This is a genomic window from Mesorhizobium sp. M0028 (assembly GCF_040323855.1).
In the GTDB taxonomy this organism is placed as follows: Bacteria; Pseudomonadota; Alphaproteobacteria; order Rhizobiales; family Rhizobiaceae; genus Mesorhizobium.
The window spans coordinates 142,833-160,696 of the sequence record NZ_JAMYVG010000006.1; the positions used below are offsets into that span (position 1 = coordinate 142,833).

Genomic DNA, 17,864 nt, shown 5'->3' on the forward strand with positions numbered 1-17,864 from the left:
GCAGCAGTGGCAAAGACCCCGAACATCGTCTCACGGTCGCGTCTGGGCGGTTGCCCGGCGTCGGGACGAGTATAGTGATCAAGCCGCGCTCGCGCCGCGGCGGCGGCCGCCCGACCATCGCCGACGTCGCCCGCAAGGCCGGCGTCGGCGCCATTACCGTATCGCGGGCCTTGCGTGAGCCGGGGCGTGTCTCGGAAGATCTGCGCCGCCAGATCGAGTCTGCGGTGAATGAACTCGGCTATGTGCCCGACCCGAATGCGCGGGCGCTGGCTTCGGCGCGCGCCGAGGTGTTTGGCGTCCTGGTACCGTCGCTTACCAACAACGTCTTTGCCGAAGTGGTGCGCGGCATCTACGACAGCCTGTCGGACGGCCCTTTCCGCATCCAGCTCGGCAACACCCACTATTCCGGCCTCGAGGAAGAGCGGCTGCTGCAGGTGTTTGGCCCGCAACGCCCGGCGGCGCTGATCGTGGCCGGCATCGACCAGACGCCGGCCTCGCGAAAACTGCTGGAAACGGCAGGCTGTCCGGTGGTGCAGGTGATGGAGACCGGGCCCGCTCCGGTCGACATGATGGTCGGTTTCTCACATTTCGAGGGCGGCAAGGCGGCGGCGGAACATCTGGTCGAGGCGGGCTATCGCCGGATCGGCTTCATCGGCGCGCGCATGGATCCGCGTTCGCAGCGGCGGCTTGCCGGCTATCGCGCGGCGATGGAGGCGGCCGGCTTGTTCGATCCGAGGCTCACGACCACGACGCCGGTGCCCTCCAGCGTGACACTCGGCCGCGAATTGTTCCGCGACGCGCTGGCCAAGGTGCCGAGCCTCGACGCGGTATTCTGCAACAATGACGATATCGCGCTTGGCGTGCTGTTCGAATGCCATCGCGCTTCGATCGCCGTGCCGAAGACGATCGGCATCGTCGGCTTCAACGATCTCGACATGATGGAGGTTGCTTTCCCGTCGGTGACCAGCGTTCGGACCTATCGCTACGAGATCGGCCGGCGGGCTGTCGCCATGGCGCTTGCGGCTATCGAGGGCAACAGGCCGGAGCAGCGGGTCGTCGACCTCGGCTTCGAACTCAAGCGGCGTGAGAGCACGGCGCGCTGAAGCGAGCTTCAACGCAATGTAAATGGCGCTTTACATAACGTCATGGTAGCGCTACCACTTTTCATAGGCGGGATTTCGCCTCGAAGAGTGGAATCTGTTTATTATACATAAGCGACAGCTCATGCTTGTTTCTTATGTATAATATGATAGTTTTTTACGGGATTAGCCGGGCAATAAAGGAGGAAATCGGGTCGGCATTCGGTCACCTGAACGCGCAGCGGGTATGGCGGGAGGTGCCGGGCCGGGAACGCGCAAATTCATCGACGTAACAACAAACAAACTGCAACTGGGAGGAATATCGATGATCAAGTCACTCGTTGGCGGTATCGTTGCCGCCACTGCTTTTGTCATGCTGAGCTCGTCGGCGATCGCCGAGCCTGAAATCGTCAAGGGGCCATCGGCCGAGCCTGAGTGCTTCGCACCCTGGTCGGCCGATACGCAGTTCTTCAAGTTCCCCAAAAAAGACGGCCCATACCGCATCGCTCTGGCCAACGGCTACATCGCCAACACGTGGCGCATCCAGATGGTGCAGACGGCGAAGGCCTATGCAGCGCAGCCGGAGGTCGCGGCCAAGCTCAAGGAATTCAAGGTGGTCTCGACCGGCGAAGACGTGCCGGCCCAGATTTCGGCAATCAACAATTTCATCGATTCCGGCTATGACGCGATTGTCGTCAACGCCCAGAACCCGACCGCATTCGGCCCTGTCATCAAGCGGGCCAAGGAAGCCGGCGTCGTGCTGGTCGCTTTCGACAACATCCTCGACACCAAGGATGCCATCAACGTCAATGTCGACCAGAAAGGCCTTGGCGAATTGTGGGGCAACTGGCTGGTCAAGCATGTGCCGAACGGCGGCAAGGTGCTGGAAGTGCGCGGCGTCGCCGGCACGTCCGTCGACACCGACCGTCACAACGGCATCCACGAGGTTCTCGACGCGTCCGGCAAGAAGTGGGATGTCACCGAGGTCGTCGGCAAATGGGATGACGGCGTTGCGCAAAAGGCTTCGGCCGACGCCATTGCCACCAATGGTCCCTTCGACGGCGTTACCGGGCAGGGCGGCGATACCGGCATCGTGCAGGCGATGATCGATGCCAAGCATCCGTTCGTGCCGTTCGGCGGCGAGACGGAGAATGGCTTCCGCAAATTCTGCGCCAAGTTCGCCGCTGACGGCCTGAAATGCTCGTCGGCCGGTACCGGCCCGGCCCAGGTTGCGGTTGCCATCAAGACAGCGATCGCGGCACTTGAAGGCCAGGTCGTGCCGCAAGCGGTCAAGCTGCCGCTGGCGATCGTCGAGGATCCGAACTTCAAGGCAGGCCAGGATTACTTCCCCGACCAGTCCGACAATTTCTTCGTCGGCAATTCCTTCCCGACCTGCGGCATCAATTTCACGGCGCAGGAAATCATGGGCCAGAGCAAGGAAAACCAGTAAGCTCCAACAGCCCGACGCCGCGGGAAATCCCGCGGCGTCGGCGCTCGACATCCTGATTGCCAAGCGCCTGGGGAGGGCCGATGGACGGTGCGGTTCCGCTCTTCCGCATGGAAGGCATATCCAAGCGCTATGGCGGCGTGCGGGCGCTGGAAAAGGCCGAGCTGTCGGTCACTCCAGGCAGCATCCACGCCATTCTCGGCGAGAACGGCGCCGGCAAATCGACGCTGATCAAGGTCATGGCGGGGGTCGTCGCGCCCGACGAAGGCCGCATGATGCTGGACGGAAGCGAAGTGACCTTCGCTTCGCCGGCCGCCGCCAACCAGGCCGGCATCGTGTGCATCTTCCAGGAACTGTCGCTCGTCCCCGAACTCAGCGTGGCTGACAACATCGCCATTTCCGATCCGCCCAAGCGTTTCGGCATGATCGACCGCAAGGCACAGCGCCGCGTTGCGGAAGAAGCCCTGGCTCGCGCCGGCGCCTCCGATATCCATCCACTGGCGCTGGTCAAGGATCTTCCTCTTTCAAGAAGGCAGATGGTCGAGATCGCCAAGGCACTGGCGCGCAAGCCACGCATCCTGATCCTCGACGAGGCGACCTCGGCTCTGACCGCCGCTGACGTCGCCAGGGTTTTTGCCGTGTTGAAGCGGTTGCGTTCGGAAGGGCTGGCGCTGCTCTACATATCGCACCGCATGAACGAGATCGCCGAACTGGCCGACCAGTGCACGGTGTTCCGCAATGGCCGCAATGTCGCCAGCTATGCGGCCGGCACCAAGAGCGACAATGAGGTCGTCGAACTGATGATCGGGCGCGAATACAGCCACATCTTTCCGGCCAAGCCCGCGCGGGCGGCTGCTACAGCCGCGCCGGTTCTCGAGGCGCGCAGCCTGTCATGGACGGATCGGCTGCACGATGTCTCGCTGTCGGTCGGGGCGGGCGAGGTGGTAGGGCTTGGCGGCCTCGACGGCCAGGGCCAGCGCGAATTGCTGCTCGCCTTCTTCGGTGTGCTGCGCGGCCTGTCGGGCCAAATCCTGATCGACGGCAGGCCGGTGGCGATCGCCAGCCCGGCCGCCGCGCGCGATGACCGGATCGGCATGGCGCTGATCCCGGAGGACCGCAAGACCGAAGGCTTGATGCTGCCGATGACGGTGCGCGAAAACCTCTCCTTCGCCGCCCTTGACCGGCTGTCCAGGGCCGGCATCATCGATCGCGCCGCCGAGCAGCGGCTGATCGACGACATGGTCGGTCTTCTGGCGATCAAGACGGCCGGCCTCGACATTCCGGTCGGCGCGCTGTCCGGCGGCAACCAGCAGAAGGTCGTCATCGCCAAATGGCTGATGCGGCAGCCGCGGATCATCCTGCTCAACGACCCGACACGCGGCATCGATGTCGGGACCAAGCAGGAGCTTTACCAGTTGATGCGCAAGCTTGCCGACCAGGGCGCGGCAATTCTGTTCTATTCGACCGACTATGACGAGCTGATCGGCTGCTGCGACCGGGTGCTGGTGCTCTATGACGGGGCGGTGAAGCGTGAACTGGTCGGCGCCGAAATCACCGAGCGGGCGCTGATCGCCAGCGCGCTCAACATTCACGAAGAGATGCCAAAGCAAGGAGCGGACGCGTGAAGGATTGGCGCTACTGGCTTGCCGAACAGCGCGGAACGCTGCTGGCGTTCGGCATCTTCGTCGTCATGTTCGTCATCTACACCTCGAACCATCCGGCGGGCTTCACCGCCAACGTCGTACAGACGGCTTCGAACAAGGGCGTGCTGCTCGCCTTCGTCGCCATGGCGCAGACGCTGGTGGTGATCACCGCCGGCATCGACCTCTCCGTCGGCATGATCTTCACGCTGACCAACTGCCTGGCGTCGTGGCTGGTCGTCGGCACCGGCATCGAGACCGCCTTCGGCGTCATCGCCGTGCTCGGCACCGGGCTGCTGTGCGGGGCAATCAACGGCGCCATCGTTATCTATGGGCGCCTGCAGCCGATCGTCGCCACCATCGCCACCGGCGCGGTCTATTTCGGCATCGCGCTGCTGCTGCGGCCGTTTCCGGGCGGCTCGGTCAATGAGGGGCTCGCCGACGCGCTGACCGGGCGCCTGTTTGGTATTGTGCCGGCGAGCCTGGTGGCGCTGGTGGCGGTCGTGCTTGTCGTCTGGGTGCCGTTCAGCCGGTCGGTGCTCGGCCGCGCCGCTTATGCAGCCGGCTCCTCGGAGATGGCGGCCTACATGTCCGGCGTGCCGATCCGGCGTGGAAAGTTCGCCGCCTATGCGCTTGCCGGGCTGCTTGCCGCGATCGGCGGGCTGTTCCTGACGTTCTTCACCTATACCGGCGATGCGGCCTATGCGAGCGGCAACGCCTATACGCTGTTTTCAATCGCCGCGGTCGTGCTTGGCGGCGTGTCGCTGTTCGGCGGCAAGGGCAGCGCCATCGGCGCGATCTTCGGCGCGCTTGCCTTCCGCACCATCGGCGACCTGCTGTTCGTCTTCGATTTCGATCCGCTCTGGCAGCCTCTGTTCCAGGGCGTCATCCTGCTGATCGCGGTCAGCCTCGGCGCCTTCGCCCTGTTCCGGGTCCGCAACCGGCTGGAGTGGTTCCTGTGAGCGAAACGACTGTGAGTGGTCTCGCCGGCCGCATGCCGAAATTCCTCCGCCGCGCCGACCCGGCGGTGCTGACGGCGTTCGCTTGTATCGTGCTGCTGCTTTTCCTCGGCAGCCTCTATTCGCGCAGCTTCCTGTCGCCTGAATACCTGTTGCAGCAGCTCAAGGTGGCCTCGTTTCTCGGCGTCATCGCCACCGGCATGATGCTGGTCATCCTGCTCGGCCAGATCGACCTGTCGGTGCCATGGTCGGTGGCGGTCGGCGCCATGATGGCCTGTGCCGCAGCCGCGTACGGCCCTGTCGGCGTGGCGCTTGCCATTCCGTTCGGCATCTTCTGCGGTGTCCTGATCGGCATCGTCAACGGCATTGGCGTCGCCTATCTGCGCATTCCCTCGATGATCATCACGCTCGCCACCAACGCGGTCGCGCAGGGGCTGATGGTGGTCTATACGGGCGGTTTCTCGCCGCAGGATTCGGCAACCGGTGCGATGCGCTATCTGGCGACCGGCTTTGCCGTTCCTGGCGTGCCGAACGCAGTTCTCATCTGGGCGCTGATCGGCGCCGCAATGGTGTTCGTGCTGACCCGCACCGGCTTCGGCCGCACTGTCTACGGCATCGGCAACCGCGAGCGTGCCGCCTATCTTTCCGGCATCGACACACGGCGCGTGGTGATGATCGCCTTTGCGGTTTCGGGCGGGCTCTCGGCCTTCGGCGGCGTGCTGTTGGCCGGCTATGCCTCCAAGGCGGCACAGTCGATGGGCGATGCCTATCTGCTGCCGTCGATCGCTGCCGTGGTGCTCGGCGGCACCTCGATCCTCGGCGGACGGGGCTCGTATCTCGGTACCGTCGCCGGCGTCATCCTGATCACGCTCCTGCAATCCATCCTTTCCGTCATGCAGATGCCGGAGGCGGGGCGGCAGATCATCTACGGCGTCGTCATCGTCGCCATGCTGCTGCTCTATGGCCGCGCGCCGGCAAGCCGCTGACCTGCATGACCGGGAACGACGTGTCATATAAGCCGGCGAGCACTGTTCGAACGATACCCGCCATCGTGGTGATGGGCGTTGCCGGCTGCGGCAAGTCGGTCGTCGGCGAAGCGCTTGCAGCGGCATTGGGCGCCCTCTTTATCGAAGGCGACAGGCTGCATCCGCCCGAAAACGTCGCGCGCATGGCGAGCGGACAACCGCTTACCGACGCGCTGCGCGCAGGCTGGCTCGACGCGATCGGCCAGCGCATGGCCGCGTCGATCGCAAGCGGGCAACGTGTGGTCGCCGCCTGCTCGGCGCTGAAGCGCAGCTATCGCGATCGCCTGCGCGGCTTTTGCCCGGATATCGTTTTCGTCTATTTGGAGATCGACCCGGCAACGGCGATGCGGCGCGTCGGCAATCGCAAGGGCCACTTCATGCCGGCAAGCCTGGTCGACAGCCAGTTCGCCACGCTGGAGGCGCCAGCGACGGACGAGGCGGCAATAACCTTGGATGGCACGCGTCCGGTCGCCGACATCGTCGCGACTGCCTTGAGCTTGCTGGCACGCTAGTTTAGCGCCTCGTTCAGTCCTGCAACTTTCGAGATTGGCTGTCATCCCTGGATTTCGCCAATCACAATGGTGAAGAGCGTAGAACTCGACGCGTGTGCTTGCATCGCTCTATGCCTCATCGCCATCGTCGAGCAAGCGGGTGGCGCGCCAGCGGGTGAGCACGATGTTGGTCTGTTCGATGACGAAGAAGCGCGCGGAATCGCGGTCATAGCCTTCGGCCAGCAGCTTTTCGTAGTCGGTGTGCATATGGCGGATGTGGGCTATTGTCGCCAGCCATACGGCAATGCTCGGTGGCAAGGTCTTCATATGCACGGCGCCGGCATCGGCACGGATTTTTTCCATGTCGGCATAGGGCGCCAGCGGCAGGAGCGCTGTCAGTGCCTTGGCGATGGCGCGGCGGCGGCCGGTCGGGGCGCTCACTGCTCATCCGATCTGGGTGACTCGTCCCGCCCGGCCATGGTCGCCTCGGCGAAGGCATCGATCGAAGCGAAATAGGGCTTGATGTCGATGACCGGCGTGCCGTCGAGCACGTCGATGGCGTCGAGATCGATGCGGCCGATATCGATGTCGACGGCAACCAGCCTGGCTACATGCAGCCCAATTGGGTTCGGCCGGGCAGGGGAGCGCAGTGAAAAGACGCCCTTCGGTTCAACTGCATGGCGGGGTTTCTGGACAATCAGTTGCCGCGGCGCATGGTGCAGCCAGGACAGGATGATCACGTGGCTGGCGCGTTCCAGCCCAAGCAGGCCATCCCGGTAGAGCGGGTCGATGACCAAGTGCGCCGGCTGTCCTGTCTCCCGCGCGGCCCTCATGTTTTTGGGGCAGGTTTCCCGTGTCGTCCAAGGCGAAGCGATGCGGCCGATGAAGACGACATGGCCATCCGGCGGCATCGTTTCCGGGTCGGTTTCCAGAAGCTTTTCGCCGCTGCGCGTTTCGAACATGGTTCTCGCCTCGATGCTTGCGGCTTTGCGCGATCCGCCACGCATGCGTCATTTTCTTGTCCGGAAGCGACATAGCGCTTGCAAGCCTATCAAAATCGACATAAACATATGTTTATATCTTTTCAAAGAGAATGCTTGCATGCATGTCGCTCTCGACACGATGGTAGATACGTTGAAGGCGGCAGCCGAATCCAGCCGGCTGCGTATATTGGCGCTGCTGTCGCGCGGCGATCTAACCGTTTCCGATCTCACCGAAATCCTCGGCCAGTCGCAGCCCCGCGTCTCGCGCCATTTGAAATTGCTGCTGGAGGCCGGGCTGATCGGCCGCTACCAGGAGGGCTCGTGGGCCTTCTTCCGGCTTTCGGATTCCGACACGTCGCGCGATTTCGTGCTCAGGCTGGTCTCCGGCATCCGCGGCGCCGATCCACAGGTCGAGCGTGATCTCGAACGGCTGGCCGCGGTCAAGCGCAAGCGGCAGGACCGGGCCGCCCAATACTTCTCGGTCAACGCCGCAAGCTGGGACCATATCCGTTCGCTGCACGTGCCGGACCGCGCGGTCGAAGCAGCACTCGTAAAGCTCGTCGGCAAGCGGCCGTTCCAGTCGATGCTCGATCTCGGCACCGGCACCGGGCGCCTGCTCGAGATCTTTTCGCCGCTCTATCGGCGCGGTGTCGGCATCGATATGTCGCGCGAGATGCTGACGGTGGCGCGCGCCAATCTCGACAAGGCCGGCGTTTCGAATGCGCAGGTGCGGCAGGGCGATATTTTTGCGCCGCCGGTCGAGCGCGACGCCTTCGATCTCGTTACCATCCATCAGGTGCTGCATTATCTCGACGATCCTGCCCGCGCCATCCGCGAGGCGGCACGGCTGTTGCGCCCGGCCGGCCGGCTGGTGATCGTCGATTTCGCGCCGCACACGCTGGAGTTCTTGCGCGAGGAGCACGCGCATATGCGTCTCGGCTTTTCCGACCGGCAAATCGGCGACTGGTTTTCCGAGGCTGGCCTCAATCTCGAGGACAGCCAGGAATTCGAGCCGCACGGCGGCAACGAGGCCAAGCTCACCGTCAAACTCTGGCTCGGCCGCGATCGGCGCATGCTGATTGCCGAGCCTTCCAACGACAGACAACCGGCCAATGCGTATCCGATAGGGGAAACCGCCTGATGAACCAGTTCCGCTTCTCCCGCCGCCCCGACATCGGCGACAAGGTCAGGGTTTCGTTCGAGTTCTTTCCGCCGAAAAACGACGAGATGGAAGCAAGGCTGTGGGATACGGTCACCCGGCTGGAGCCGCTCAAGCCCAAATTCGTCTCCGTCACTTATGGCGCCGGTGGTTCGACCCGCGAGCGCACGGCCCGCACCGTCAAGCGCATCCTCAACGAAACGACGCTGACGCCGGCGGCGCACATGACTTGCGTCGATGCGGCGCGTCACGAGGTCGATGCGGTGATCCGAGAGTTCGCCGATATGGGCGTCAAGCGTTTCGTCGCCCTGCGCGGCGATCCGGCCGAGGGCGTCGGCGCGGCCTACCGGCCGCATCCGGAAGGCTATGCCAATGGCGCCGAGCTGGTCGACGCGTTGAAGGGCGCCGGCGATTTCGACATATCGGTCTCGGCCTATCCGGAAAAGCATCCGGAAAGCCCGGATTTCGCCACCGACTTCGACATGCTGAAGCGCAAGGCCGACAATGGAGCGACGCGGGCGATCACCCAGTTCTTCTTCGACAACGATCTTTATGAACGCTATGTCGAGCGGGCACGGCGGGCCGGCATCTACATACCGATCGTGCCGGGCATATTGCCGGTGCACAATTTCACCCAGGTCGCCAACTTCTCGGCGCGTTGCGGCGCCTTGGTGCCGGCATGGCTGGCCGAGCGCTTCGATGGGCTGCAGAACGACCCGCAAACGCATGCGCTGGTGGCGTCCGCGGTTGCGGCCGAGCAGGTGCTGGACCTTGTCGAGCGCGGCGTCGGCGATTTCCACTTCTACACGATGAACCGGGCCGATCTGGTCTTTGCCATCTGCCACATGATCGGCATCAGGTCGCACGAAGTCGAGGCGGCTGGATCGGCCGCGGCGTAATGCGAAATGTCAAAGATCGGGGGAATGCAAAAGGCCGGGCAAAATGCCCGGCCCTTTCAATGGTTGTAGTATTCGGTGCTGGTCTTCCCCCGCTTAGCGGCCTTATGGAAGGACGCCCATAATGAGGGCGCCGATGAATGCAAACGCAGCACAAATCATCAATGCGTTGATCGGCCTCGTCAGTCCCATGTCATAGCCTCCTCTTAAAGAGCTATGGCGAGAGTCTAGGGTCATTTGTGCCACAGGCAAGCAGAAACTTTGCTGCAATGCGACGAGATTGTGGAATTTGCGACCTGCCGTTTGCCGTTAGGCATTGAAACTCTTTGTCAAAAGCCGGCTCGGGACCTGTGAATAATCTGTGGCAAAGCCGGGGCAGTAACGAGAATGGCAGCGCTACCGCTCCAGAAATCGGATTCGATTTTCGGACCGACTGAAGGTTCGGAGCGTCAGAGCGTCATGTCCAACCGGGTGCTGCACGCCATACGAATGCGATGGGGCAACCAGCAGCGCGTTGTGAGGATAGCCGGGACTTGCATATCCTGCCAATTGGCAGTATATTGTCTGCCAAGTGATGGAGGTTGGAATGAGTGTCGCTTATGCGGTTCGCGATCCTGCAAATCAGGCTTTGCCGGCAAATCTGGCGGATGCCTCGGCACGGGCGCGGCTCACGCCAGCGGCTGTTGCCGGCATCGTCAGGCTCGCAGACATCTGGCATCTGACCAGCACCGAGATATGCACCTTGATCGGCGACGTATCGGAGAGAACCTGGTTCCGTATGAAGAAAGGCGAGTGGGAGGGCGTTCTCTCCCAGGATTCGCTGACACGCATCAGCGCCCTGATCGGCATCTTCAAGGGACTGCGGCTTCTGTTTTCCGAAGCGCTTGCCGATGAATGGGTGCGGTTGCCGAACAAAGGACCTCTGTATGGTGGCCGGCGCCCCCTGGACGTGATGATCGAGGGCGGCATTCCGAAGCTGCTGCAGGTTCGCCAACACATCGACGCTTTGCGTGGCGGACTTTGAATGCAGATCCCGCCGCGCGCCGACATTTCCCAGCGCGACACGATCCGGCTGATTTCGACAGGCAGGCTCAAGGAGCCGGTCCTGATGCCGTTGGCCAGGAATCATGGAGATATGGAGGACCTTGCGGAGCTTGAAGGAGCCACCAGCGGCCGTCTTCAGGCGCAGCAAGGGGGATTGCCCGACCTCGATCCGCGCGAACTGGTCTTCGGGAGGCCGGGCTACACCTTCATCAATGCGGCGTTCGCTTACACCCGTCCGGGCGGCAATCGTTTCAACGATGATGCCAGGGGCGTCTGGTACTGTGCGTTCGATGCGGAAACCGCGCTCGGCGAGGTCTCGTTTCATCTGACGCGCGAGCTTGCTGCGATCGAACGGTTCGAAAACGTTACCGACTATGCGGAGCTCGTTGCCGACTTCATAGGCTCGTTTCACGATCTGCGCGGCGCTGAGTTCAGCAAGGACCCGGTGCTCGATCCGGATACTGCCTTAGCCTATCCTGCCGGGCAGGCGCTGGCGAAGCAACTCCGCAAGCAAGACCCCGCGACCGGTTTTGTCTATCCTTCCGTGAGACATGTTGGCGGGACCTGCCTTGCCGCCTTCCATCCAGATCTCGTTCAGAATCTCCGGCAAGGCGGTATCTGGCGTCTGGAATGGCAGGGTTCATCTGTTCCGGCGATCACGCCCATATAGCGCCATCTCTAACGCCGCCCGAACAGGCGACCGTCGATGGTGACGAGGCCAAGCGCAATCAGCGCCATGCCGCCCAATTCGAACAGTTCGAGCCGCTCGCCTAGGAACAGGAAGCCGAGCAGGATGGCACTGGCCGGCACGATGAGCGTGACCAGCGAGGCGTTGGTGGCGCCGGCCGAGGCGACAAGGTTGAAATAGAGGATATAGGCGAACGCGGTCGACAGCAGCGCCAGCGCCAGCACCGCCGCCCAGACCGGCGGCGAAGCCGAAAACAGATTGGCGGTCCCGTAGGTGAACAGAACGACCGGGATCATGATGATGGTCGAGCAAGTCAATTGTCCGGTGGCAATGACCGGTGACGGCACACCCTTGAAGCGGCGGGCAATCATCAGCGCAATCGCATAGGATAGTGACGCTCCGATGAGCGCGAATTTCGCCCAGACCGGGCCGCCGAGCCCGGCGACGAGGCCGGGACCGATCATCACCGCCGTTCCCGCGATACCGAGGGCGATGCCGGCAAGCTTGTTCCAGGACAGCTTTTCGTCGCTGGTCAGGGCGTTGGCGAGGATCAGCGTCCAGAACGGCGTCGTCGAATTGAGCACCGAGGCGACGCCGGCGCCAAGCTCGGTCTGGCCGGCAAAGATCAGCGAGAAAGGGATGACATTGTTGGCGAGCGCCAGCAGGAAGAACAGGCCGGCATGCGGCAAAGCGAGGCGAAAGGATGGGCCGCGAACCGCAAGATAGAGCTGAAGTGCCGCCGCCGCGATGGTGACGCGGAACAGCACCAGCACCAGCGGAGGAAGTTCCGCCACCGCAATGCGGGCAAAGAAGAACGAACCGCCCCAGATGGCGCCGAGCAGCAGAAGCTGCGCCCAGTCCTTGAGCACCATCGGCCCGCGCATCGTGGTGGTGGCAGCTATCGCCATTGGTCGTCCTCCCAGACGAGATGCCTTGCTCTTCAGGCGTCTGTTCACGCCATACCCGATCCGGCCGCAAGGGCCACCCGAAACCTGAGCGATGGCCTAGCTCGCCCATAACCGGCGTACAGAAAGGCGTAGCGCCGCGAAGCCGGGGCGGCGAGACATAGAATTGTTTTCATTAGCCGCTAGCTTGGATTAATTGTGCGCAGCCTCAGTCAAGGGATTCGTCCATGCAGCGATTCGAAAATGCCCGCGAGGCAGCGCTGGCGCTGCGCCCGGACGATCCGATCTATTGCTTCCGCCCGCAGGTGCTGAAGGCGGACGCCAAACAGTTCATGGGCATGTTTCCCGGCAAGACCGCCTATGCGGTCAAGACCAATGGCGAGCAGATCGTGCTCAACGCGCTGGTCGAGGCCGGCGTCAGCGCCTTCGATGTGGCCTCGCCCGGCGAATTCGCCGCCGTGCGCGCCGTCTCGCCCGACGCCGAGATGCTCTACATGCACCCGGTGAAGGCGCAGTCGGACATCAGGCTGGCGCTGGAGAAATACGCCATCCGCGTCATTTCGCTCGACCATGAGGACGAGATCACCAAGCTGACCAGGGTGGTGCGGGCGCTCGACATCGATCCGGGCGCGATCACCGTGTTCGTGCGCATCCAGACGAAAGGCTCGGCGGCCTACGAACTGTCGAAGAAGTTCGGCGCCGGACCGGCCAATGCGGTGGAACTCGCCGAACGGCTGAACCGAACCGGCTACAAGGTCGGGCTGTGCTTTCACGTCGGCAGCCAGATCGAGGATCCCGACACCTATGAGCGGGCGCTGGCTTCGGCCGACTGGGTGCGCAACCGCGTCGGTTTCGACATTGCCGGGCTCGATGTCGGCGGCGGCTTTCCGGCCGAATATGGCCATGACCCGAACAGCCGCAAGCCGGAGATGCCGTCGCTCGGCCAGATCATGTCGCGATTATCGGGCGACCTCCAGGAGTACCAATTCGACCAGATGCCGCTGGTGGCCGAGCCCGGCCGGGTGATCGTGGCGCGCTGCCTGTCGCTGATCGTGCGCGTGCTGCTGCGCAAGGGCAAAAGGCTCTACATCAATGACGGCATCTGGGCGTCGCTGTCGGATTCATGGACCGGCAAGATCACGCTGCCGGCGCGCTTCATCCCCGATCCGGCGATCCGCTCGCGCAATGGCGAGGACAAGACCATCGTGCCCTTCAAGGTCTGCGGCGCGACCTGCGATTCCGTCGATATATTGTCGCGGCCGTTCTGGCTGCCCGAAACCGTCGATACCGGCGACTGGATAGAGATCGGCCATATCGGCGCCTACTCGCTGTCGCTCAGGACACGGTTCAACGGCTTCTATCCCGACACCTTCGTCGAGGTGGCAACGCCATTCGACGAAGGCGACGCGCCGCAAGGGTTCGCCAGCCTCGAGACGATGGCGGATTAGTGAATAGTGAATAGTGAATAGTGAATAGTGAATAGTAGTAGCTCTTGTGCTCTGCGCGGCTCAGGTGTTGTTCTTTTCACCATTCACCATTCACCATTCACCATTCACCATTCACCATTCACCATTCACCATTCAGTCAGGCTACTCCGCCGCCGGCCTGGATGTTCTCGCCGGTCAGCCAGCGAGCTTCGTCCGAAGCCAGGAAAACCGCGACATCGGCGACGTCGCGCGGCGCTCCGATCCGGCCGAAGGGCGACATGCCGGCGGCCACGGCCCGGTCCCGCTCCGGAAGCAGGTCGGTGTCGGTGAAGCCTGGCGAAAGCGCATTCACGGTAACGGCGCGCGGGCCGAGTTCGCGCGAGAGGACGCGGACGAACTGCTCGACGGCTCCCTTACTGCCGAGATAAAGCGCCGTGTGCGTGAAGAACATCTTCGTTCCACCGGTGGAGACGGCAATGATGCGGCCACCGTCGCGAACGCGGCGCGCCGCTTCCTGAAGCGTGAAGAAGGTGCCCTTGGCATTGGCCCCGAACACATGATCGAAGTCCGCTTCGGTGGCCTCGACGAGCGGCTTTATGACGGCGACGCCGACATTGGCTACGACGATGTCAATCGGCCCCATCTGCCGTTCGGTTTCGTCGAACAACTTGCGAATGTCGGGGATGCTGGAGACGTCCGCCTGGATGGCGACGGCTTTTCCGCCAATCCCTTCAATGGCGGCAACGACTTCCCTGGCTGCTTTCTCGTTGCCGACATAGTTGACGACCACGGCAGCACCCTTGGCCGCGAGCCCCTCGGCGATGGCGCGTCCGATGCCGCGCGAGCTGCCGGTCACAAGTGCGGTCTTGCCTTCGAGTGGACGATGCATGGCTGTTCCTTCGTCTGGCTACGGCCGCCTCGATCGAGCGGCGTTCCGGGGAAAAGCTAGGGGCATGCTATTGCTCAGAGAATAGCCTATTATCTAACTGACTTGTTAAGCCTGAGGTACATAATGCGAGGAAGCGAGTTTTCCGAACTCACGGCATTTGCAGCAATCATCGAAGAGGGAAGCTTTGTCCGCGCCGCGGCCAAGCTCAGGATTTCGCCTCCAGCACTCAGCCAGACGATACGTGGGCTGGAAGAGCGTCTCGGTATCCGCCTGCTTAACCGCACCACGCGCAGCATGTCGCCGACCGCTGAGGGCGAGAAGCTGTTTGCCCGCATCGCACCGGCATTCGGCGAACTGGAAGGCGCCGTCGCGGACGCGCATGCATCACGCGGCCGGCCAGCAGGCTCGCTGCGCATCAATGTTCCGCGCATCGCCGCCACGCGTTTCATCGCGCCGATCCTCGGCGATTTCCGCCGCGCCTATCCCGATATCGCCCTCACAATCATTGTCGACGACATGCTCACCGACATCGTCGAGGGCCGCTTCGATGCTGGAATCAGACTGGGTGAGCGGCTGCACAAGGATATGGTGGCTGTGAAGCTCAGCGAGGAGCTCGAGATGGCTGCAGTGGCGGCGCCGAGGTATCTGCAGCATCACCCGATACCCCGTCACCCCGCGGACCTGCATCAGCACCAGTGCATCAATTTCCAGTGGCCGAGCGGCGGCAATCTCTACCGGTGGGAGTTCGCCCGAGGCCAACGTGCCCTGGAAGTGGCCGTCAGCGGTGGCCTGACGGTCAACGATACGGACCTGATGATCGGGGCGGTTCTGGATGGGGTCGGCGTGGCGTACATGCTGGAATACCAGGTCCGGCCGTGGATCGAAGCGGGAAAGCTCATCCGCTTTCTCGAAGCCTGGTCGCCGAGATTTCCGGGTTTTTATCTATATCACGCAAGTTCCCGGCAGGTTCCCGCGCCGCTGCGAGCCTTCATCGATTTCTTGCTTGCCAGGCGGTGATGTGAATAGTGAATAGTGAATAGTAGTAGCTCTGGTGTTCAGTGCGGCTCGGGTGCTATTCTTTTCACCATTCACCATTCACCGCCCTCACAGCCTGGCCAGCAGCTCGAGCGTCGGCCAGCCGTCGACCGGCAGGCCGAGCCGCATCTGCTCCTTGCGGATCGCCTCGCGGGTGTTGGTGCCTAGGATGCCGTCGACGGTACCGACGTCATAACCTTTCGCCTCGAGCTTGGTCTGCAGCGCCTTCATCTCGTCGCCGTTGAGGCCGGGTTCCGGGTTGCGCGGATCGAATCGCGGCGCGCCCCCCAGCCGGGCGGCAAGATTTGCCGCGGTCAGGGCATAGGTGAAGGATTGGTTCCACTCGAGATAGACGTCGAAATTGTCGTAGGTCAGGAAGGCTGGCCCCTTGCGACCCATGGGCAGCGCCAGGCCGGCCTTCAGGCCGTTGTCGAGAAGCGGCGTGCCGTCTGGCCTGGTAACGCCCCACTGGGTCCATTGCATCAACGGCAGCTTGTTGGTGCGTCCCGTCTGCTCCCACGGCAAATCGTCGGGCACACGGACTTCCTCGATCCAGGGCTGGTCGCGCTTCCAGCCGCGCGACTGGATCTTGCTGGCCGTGCTCATGATCACATCAGGCGCGCTGCCGCGCAGGTCGACCAGGCCATTGCCGTCGCCGTCCACGCCGTGGCCGAGATAGTCGGAAGGCAACATCTGCGTCTGGCCGATCTCGCCGGCCCAGGCACCGGTCACGTCGGCCGGCACCACGCCGCGATCGATCAGCATCAGCAGCGGCACGATCTGCGGCCGGAACAACTGCGGGCGGCGGCAGTCATGCGAGAGGCTGACCAGTGCGTTCAGTGTGTGGAAATCGCCTTGCACGGCGCCAAAATCGGTTTCCAGGGCCCAGAAAGCAGCGATGACCGGCGCCTGCACGCCGAATTCGCGATCGGCGCGGGCAAAGATCTCGGCATATTTTTGCAGATTGGCCGCGCCTTGCTTCAGTCGATGCGACGAGATCATGCGGTTCGAGAATTCGATGAAGGTCTGGGTGAAGACGCCCTGGGCGCGGTCGCGTGCCAGCGCCTTCTCATCGAGGGTGGCGTTTTCCAGCGCATCAAGGCCGGCAGCGCCGACGCCGGCCGCCCTGGCCTCCGCCGCCACGCCCTGCTTCCATGCCTCGAAATCGCCGCCGCATTGCTGTGCCGCGGCCGGCACGGCGGTCAGGAGCAGCGCCGCGAGAATTCCAAAGCGCGATCGCATCGCCATCCTTCCGAGAAGATTACCAGCGGTTGCGGGTATTCGTCATTGGCTGTGTCGAAAAGCAGGCGGCAGGCCTGGTGTCAACGGGTGTTCTGCCGCAACCACTTCTTCCAGGCGGCTTCGGAGCCGTTGAAGACGTTGATGTCGGCGTTTCCGGCCATGCCCGGCACGACGCCCGTTCCGGTATACTGCCAGAAGGTGAATGGATGGCTGCCGTATTTCTGGCGCGGGTGCCCGGCGACGGAGCGCAGCCAGTAGGGGTAGCCCCGGAAACCCGATAGACCATTATCTTCGAAGAAGTCGACCGACGTGTAGATGATCGGCTTCTTGCCGTAGTGTTTTTCGACGATTTTGAGGAATGTGCTCATCTCGCTGCGTACCGTGGCGGAATCTGGCCGCAGCTTGCAGGTCGGCGATTTCGGGTTCCATTCCATGTCGAGAACGGGCGGCATCGCCGAACTGTCTTTGGGCACGTTCTGGATGAACCAGCGCGCCTGGGTAGCGGCCGGCGTGCAAAAGTAGAAGAAATGATAGGCGGCACGGGGGATACCCGAGGCCTTCGTGCGGCTCCAATGCTCGTTGAAAGCTTCATCGAACCGGTCTCCGCCTTCGGTAGCCTTGATAAAGGCAAAGGAGATGCCGCTGGCCCTGGCCGCCGGCCAGTCGATCGATGTCTGGTATTTGGAGACGTCGGTGCCGTGGACGGCGTAGCTCCACGGTGCGCCGCTATCCCATTCATGCGGGTCGGAATCGGCAAAACGGGGCGCGCGTACCGCAACCGTCGGGGCGCTGGACGACGACAGCGATGGCGTCAGATCATCGACCGTCGAGCAGGCACCAAGCAGCATCAGCGTGATGAGGACCGCGAAACGGCGCATCGCTACTTCCCGAGCCGGTTTCAGCCGGCCGCTGATGGGTCTTTCCGCGGGTGGCCCCTCGACCGGGCGCGACGCGT

At 63.0% G+C, this 17,864-nt stretch carries 18 protein-coding genes; 12 read left to right on the plus strand and 6 right to left on the minus strand.

The window, feature by feature from the left end:
• Nucleotides 1–74: 74 nt before the first annotated feature.
• The 6 genes from gntR (at nucleotide 75) to NKJ93_RS14720 (ending at nucleotide 6,662) form a co-directional block, all read left to right on the plus strand.
• Entirely contained in the window at nucleotides 75–1,103 is a 1,029-nt protein-coding gene (gene gntR, locus NKJ93_RS14695; protein ID WP_352589837.1) for an HTH-type transcriptional regulator GntR, read from the plus strand.
• Between the two features lie 301 nt (nucleotides 1,104–1,404).
• A complete protein-coding gene (locus NKJ93_RS14700; protein ID WP_352589840.1) occupies nucleotides 1,405–2,529 on the plus strand; it encodes a sugar ABC transporter substrate-binding protein in 1,125 nt (374 codons plus the stop codon).
• A gap of 80 nt (nucleotides 2,530–2,609) precedes the next feature.
• Nucleotides 2,610–4,151, plus strand: coding sequence for a sugar ABC transporter ATP-binding protein (locus NKJ93_RS14705; RefSeq protein ID WP_352589842.1), 1,542 nt, complete (start codon nucleotides 2,610–2,612; stop codon nucleotides 4,149–4,151).
• A complete protein-coding gene (locus NKJ93_RS14710; protein WP_023721232.1) occupies nucleotides 4,148–5,128 on the plus strand; it encodes an ABC transporter permease in 981 nt (326 codons plus the stop codon). Before NKJ93_RS14705 ends, NKJ93_RS14710 begins: the two co-directional genes overlap by 4 nt.
• The gene (locus NKJ93_RS14715) at nucleotides 5,125–6,111 is read left to right on the plus strand and encodes an ABC transporter permease (protein ID WP_352495779.1); all 987 of its coding nucleotides are present in this window, start codon (nucleotides 5,125–5,127) and stop codon (nucleotides 6,109–6,111) included. Before NKJ93_RS14710 ends, NKJ93_RS14715 begins: the two co-directional genes overlap by 4 nt.
• A gap of 5 nt (nucleotides 6,112–6,116) precedes the next feature.
• Entirely contained in the window at nucleotides 6,117–6,662 is a 546-nt protein-coding gene (locus NKJ93_RS14720) for a gluconokinase (RefSeq protein ID WP_352495780.1), read from the plus strand.
• A gap of 108 nt (nucleotides 6,663–6,770) precedes the next feature.
• On the opposite strand, the gene NKJ93_RS14725 is transcribed toward NKJ93_RS14720, so the two are convergent.
• Nucleotides 6,771–7,082 carry a DUF2293 domain-containing protein gene (locus tag NKJ93_RS14725; protein ID WP_352481556.1) on the minus strand — a complete coding sequence of 104 codons (312 nt, stop codon included), beginning with the start codon at nucleotides 7,080–7,082 and terminating at the stop codon, nucleotides 6,771–6,773.
• Nucleotides 7,079–7,603, minus strand: a complete 525-nt coding sequence (gene tsaA / locus NKJ93_RS14730) for a tRNA (N6-threonylcarbamoyladenosine(37)-N6)-methyltransferase TrmO (RefSeq protein WP_352589845.1) — start codon at nucleotides 7,601–7,603, stop codon at nucleotides 7,079–7,081. Before tsaA ends, NKJ93_RS14725 begins: the two co-directional genes overlap by 4 nt.
• A 139-nt stretch (nucleotides 7,604–7,742) precedes the next feature.
• Between tsaA and NKJ93_RS14735 the strand changes: the two genes are divergently transcribed.
• The 4 genes from NKJ93_RS14735 to NKJ93_RS14750 all read left to right on the plus strand — a co-directional run bounded on the left by NKJ93_RS14735 (nucleotide 7,743) and on the right by NKJ93_RS14750 (nucleotide 11,393).
• Nucleotides 7,743–8,765: an ArsR/SmtB family transcription factor gene (locus tag NKJ93_RS14735; protein ID WP_352495782.1), complete on the plus strand. Its 1,023-nt coding sequence runs from the start codon at nucleotides 7,743–7,745 to the stop codon at nucleotides 8,763–8,765.
• On the plus strand, nucleotides 8,765–9,682 hold the full coding sequence (gene metF, locus NKJ93_RS14740) for a methylenetetrahydrofolate reductase [NAD(P)H] (protein WP_023676795.1): 918 nt from the start codon (nucleotides 8,765–8,767) through the stop codon (nucleotides 9,680–9,682). Before NKJ93_RS14735 ends, metF begins: the two co-directional genes overlap by 1 nt.
• A 583-nt stretch (nucleotides 9,683–10,265) precedes the next feature.
• Nucleotides 10,266–10,703, plus strand: a complete 438-nt coding sequence (locus NKJ93_RS14745) for an MbcA/ParS/Xre antitoxin family protein (protein ID WP_023676794.1) — start codon at nucleotides 10,266–10,268, stop codon at nucleotides 10,701–10,703.
• A 111-nt stretch (nucleotides 10,704–10,814) separates the two neighbouring features.
• On the plus strand, nucleotides 10,815–11,393 hold the full coding sequence (locus tag NKJ93_RS14750) for an RES family NAD+ phosphorylase (RefSeq protein WP_352589847.1): 579 nt from the start codon (nucleotides 10,815–10,817) through the stop codon (nucleotides 11,391–11,393).
• 8 nt (nucleotides 11,394–11,401) lie between these two features.
• Here NKJ93_RS14750 and NKJ93_RS14755 read toward each other — a convergent pair whose 3' ends face one another.
• Entirely contained in the window at nucleotides 11,402–12,319 is a 918-nt protein-coding gene (locus NKJ93_RS14755) for a DMT family transporter (protein WP_352589850.1), read from the minus strand.
• A gap of 224 nt (nucleotides 12,320–12,543) precedes the next feature.
• Here NKJ93_RS14755 and NKJ93_RS14760 point away from each other — a divergent pair, with 224 nt between their 5' ends.
• Nucleotides 12,544–13,764: an alanine racemase gene (locus NKJ93_RS14760; RefSeq protein ID WP_023721223.1), complete on the plus strand. Its 1,221-nt coding sequence runs from the start codon at nucleotides 12,544–12,546 to the stop codon at nucleotides 13,762–13,764.
• 136 nt (nucleotides 13,765–13,900) lie between these two features.
• Here the strand turns inward: NKJ93_RS14760 and NKJ93_RS14765 are convergent, their stop codons facing one another.
• Nucleotides 13,901–14,632, minus strand: coding sequence for an SDR family oxidoreductase (locus NKJ93_RS14765; protein ID WP_352589852.1), 732 nt, complete (start codon nucleotides 14,630–14,632; stop codon nucleotides 13,901–13,903).
• A gap of 123 nt (nucleotides 14,633–14,755) precedes the next feature.
• Here NKJ93_RS14765 and NKJ93_RS14770 point away from each other — a divergent pair, with 123 nt between their 5' ends.
• Nucleotides 14,756–15,649: a LysR family transcriptional regulator gene (locus NKJ93_RS14770; protein ID WP_352481552.1), complete on the plus strand. Its 894-nt coding sequence runs from the start codon at nucleotides 14,756–14,758 to the stop codon at nucleotides 15,647–15,649.
• A gap of 87 nt (nucleotides 15,650–15,736) precedes the next feature.
• Here the strand turns inward: NKJ93_RS14770 and NKJ93_RS14775 are convergent, their stop codons facing one another.
• Together NKJ93_RS14775 and NKJ93_RS14780 are read right to left on the minus strand one after the other, a co-directional pair.
• Nucleotides 15,737–16,909 carry a lytic murein transglycosylase gene (locus tag NKJ93_RS14775; protein ID WP_352481551.1) on the minus strand — a complete coding sequence of 391 codons (1,173 nt, stop codon included), beginning with the start codon at nucleotides 16,907–16,909 and terminating at the stop codon, nucleotides 15,737–15,739.
• Nucleotides 16,910–16,989: 80 nt separating this feature from the next.
• Nucleotides 16,990–17,787, minus strand: coding sequence for a glycoside hydrolase family 25 protein (locus NKJ93_RS14780; protein ID WP_352481550.1), 798 nt, complete (start codon nucleotides 17,785–17,787; stop codon nucleotides 16,990–16,992).
• Nucleotides 17,788–17,864 lie beyond the last annotated feature (77 nt).

Coding starts and splice junctions, on each gene's coding strand:
- NKJ93_RS14700 (WP_352589840.1), top strand. CDS start 1,405: ATGATCAAGTCACTCGTTGGCGGTATCGTTGCCGCCACTGCTTTTGTC.
- NKJ93_RS14705 (WP_352589842.1), top strand. CDS start 2,610: ATGGACGGTGCGGTTCCGCTCTTCCGCATGGAAGGCATATCCAAGCGC.
- NKJ93_RS14720 (WP_352495780.1), top strand. CDS start 6,117: ATGACCGGGAACGACGTGTCATATAAGCCGGCGAGCACTGTTCGAACG.
- tsaA (WP_352589845.1), bottom strand. CDS start 7,603: ATGTTCGAAACGCGCAGCGGCGAAAAGCTTCTGGAAACCGACCCGGAA.
- NKJ93_RS14735 (WP_352495782.1), top strand. CDS start 7,743: ATGCATGTCGCTCTCGACACGATGGTAGATACGTTGAAGGCGGCAGCC.
- metF (WP_023676795.1), top strand. CDS start 8,765: ATGAACCAGTTCCGCTTCTCCCGCCGCCCCGACATCGGCGACAAGGTC.
- NKJ93_RS14745 (WP_023676794.1), top strand. CDS start 10,266: ATGAGTGTCGCTTATGCGGTTCGCGATCCTGCAAATCAGGCTTTGCCG.
- NKJ93_RS14750 (WP_352589847.1), top strand. CDS start 10,815: ATGGAGGACCTTGCGGAGCTTGAAGGAGCCACCAGCGGCCGTCTTCAG.
- NKJ93_RS14755 (WP_352589850.1), bottom strand. CDS start 12,319: ATGGCGATAGCTGCCACCACCACGATGCGCGGGCCGATGGTGCTCAAG.
- NKJ93_RS14760 (WP_023721223.1), top strand. CDS start 12,544: ATGCAGCGATTCGAAAATGCCCGCGAGGCAGCGCTGGCGCTGCGCCCG.
- NKJ93_RS14765 (WP_352589852.1), bottom strand. CDS start 14,632: ATGCATCGTCCACTCGAAGGCAAGACCGCACTTGTGACCGGCAGCTCG.
- NKJ93_RS14770 (WP_352481552.1), top strand. CDS start 14,756: ATGCGAGGAAGCGAGTTTTCCGAACTCACGGCATTTGCAGCAATCATC.
- NKJ93_RS14775 (WP_352481551.1), bottom strand. CDS start 16,909: ATGCGATCGCGCTTTGGAATTCTCGCGGCGCTGCTCCTGACCGCCGTG.
- NKJ93_RS14780 (WP_352481550.1), bottom strand. CDS start 17,787: ATGCGCCGTTTCGCGGTCCTCATCACGCTGATGCTGCTTGGTGCCTGC.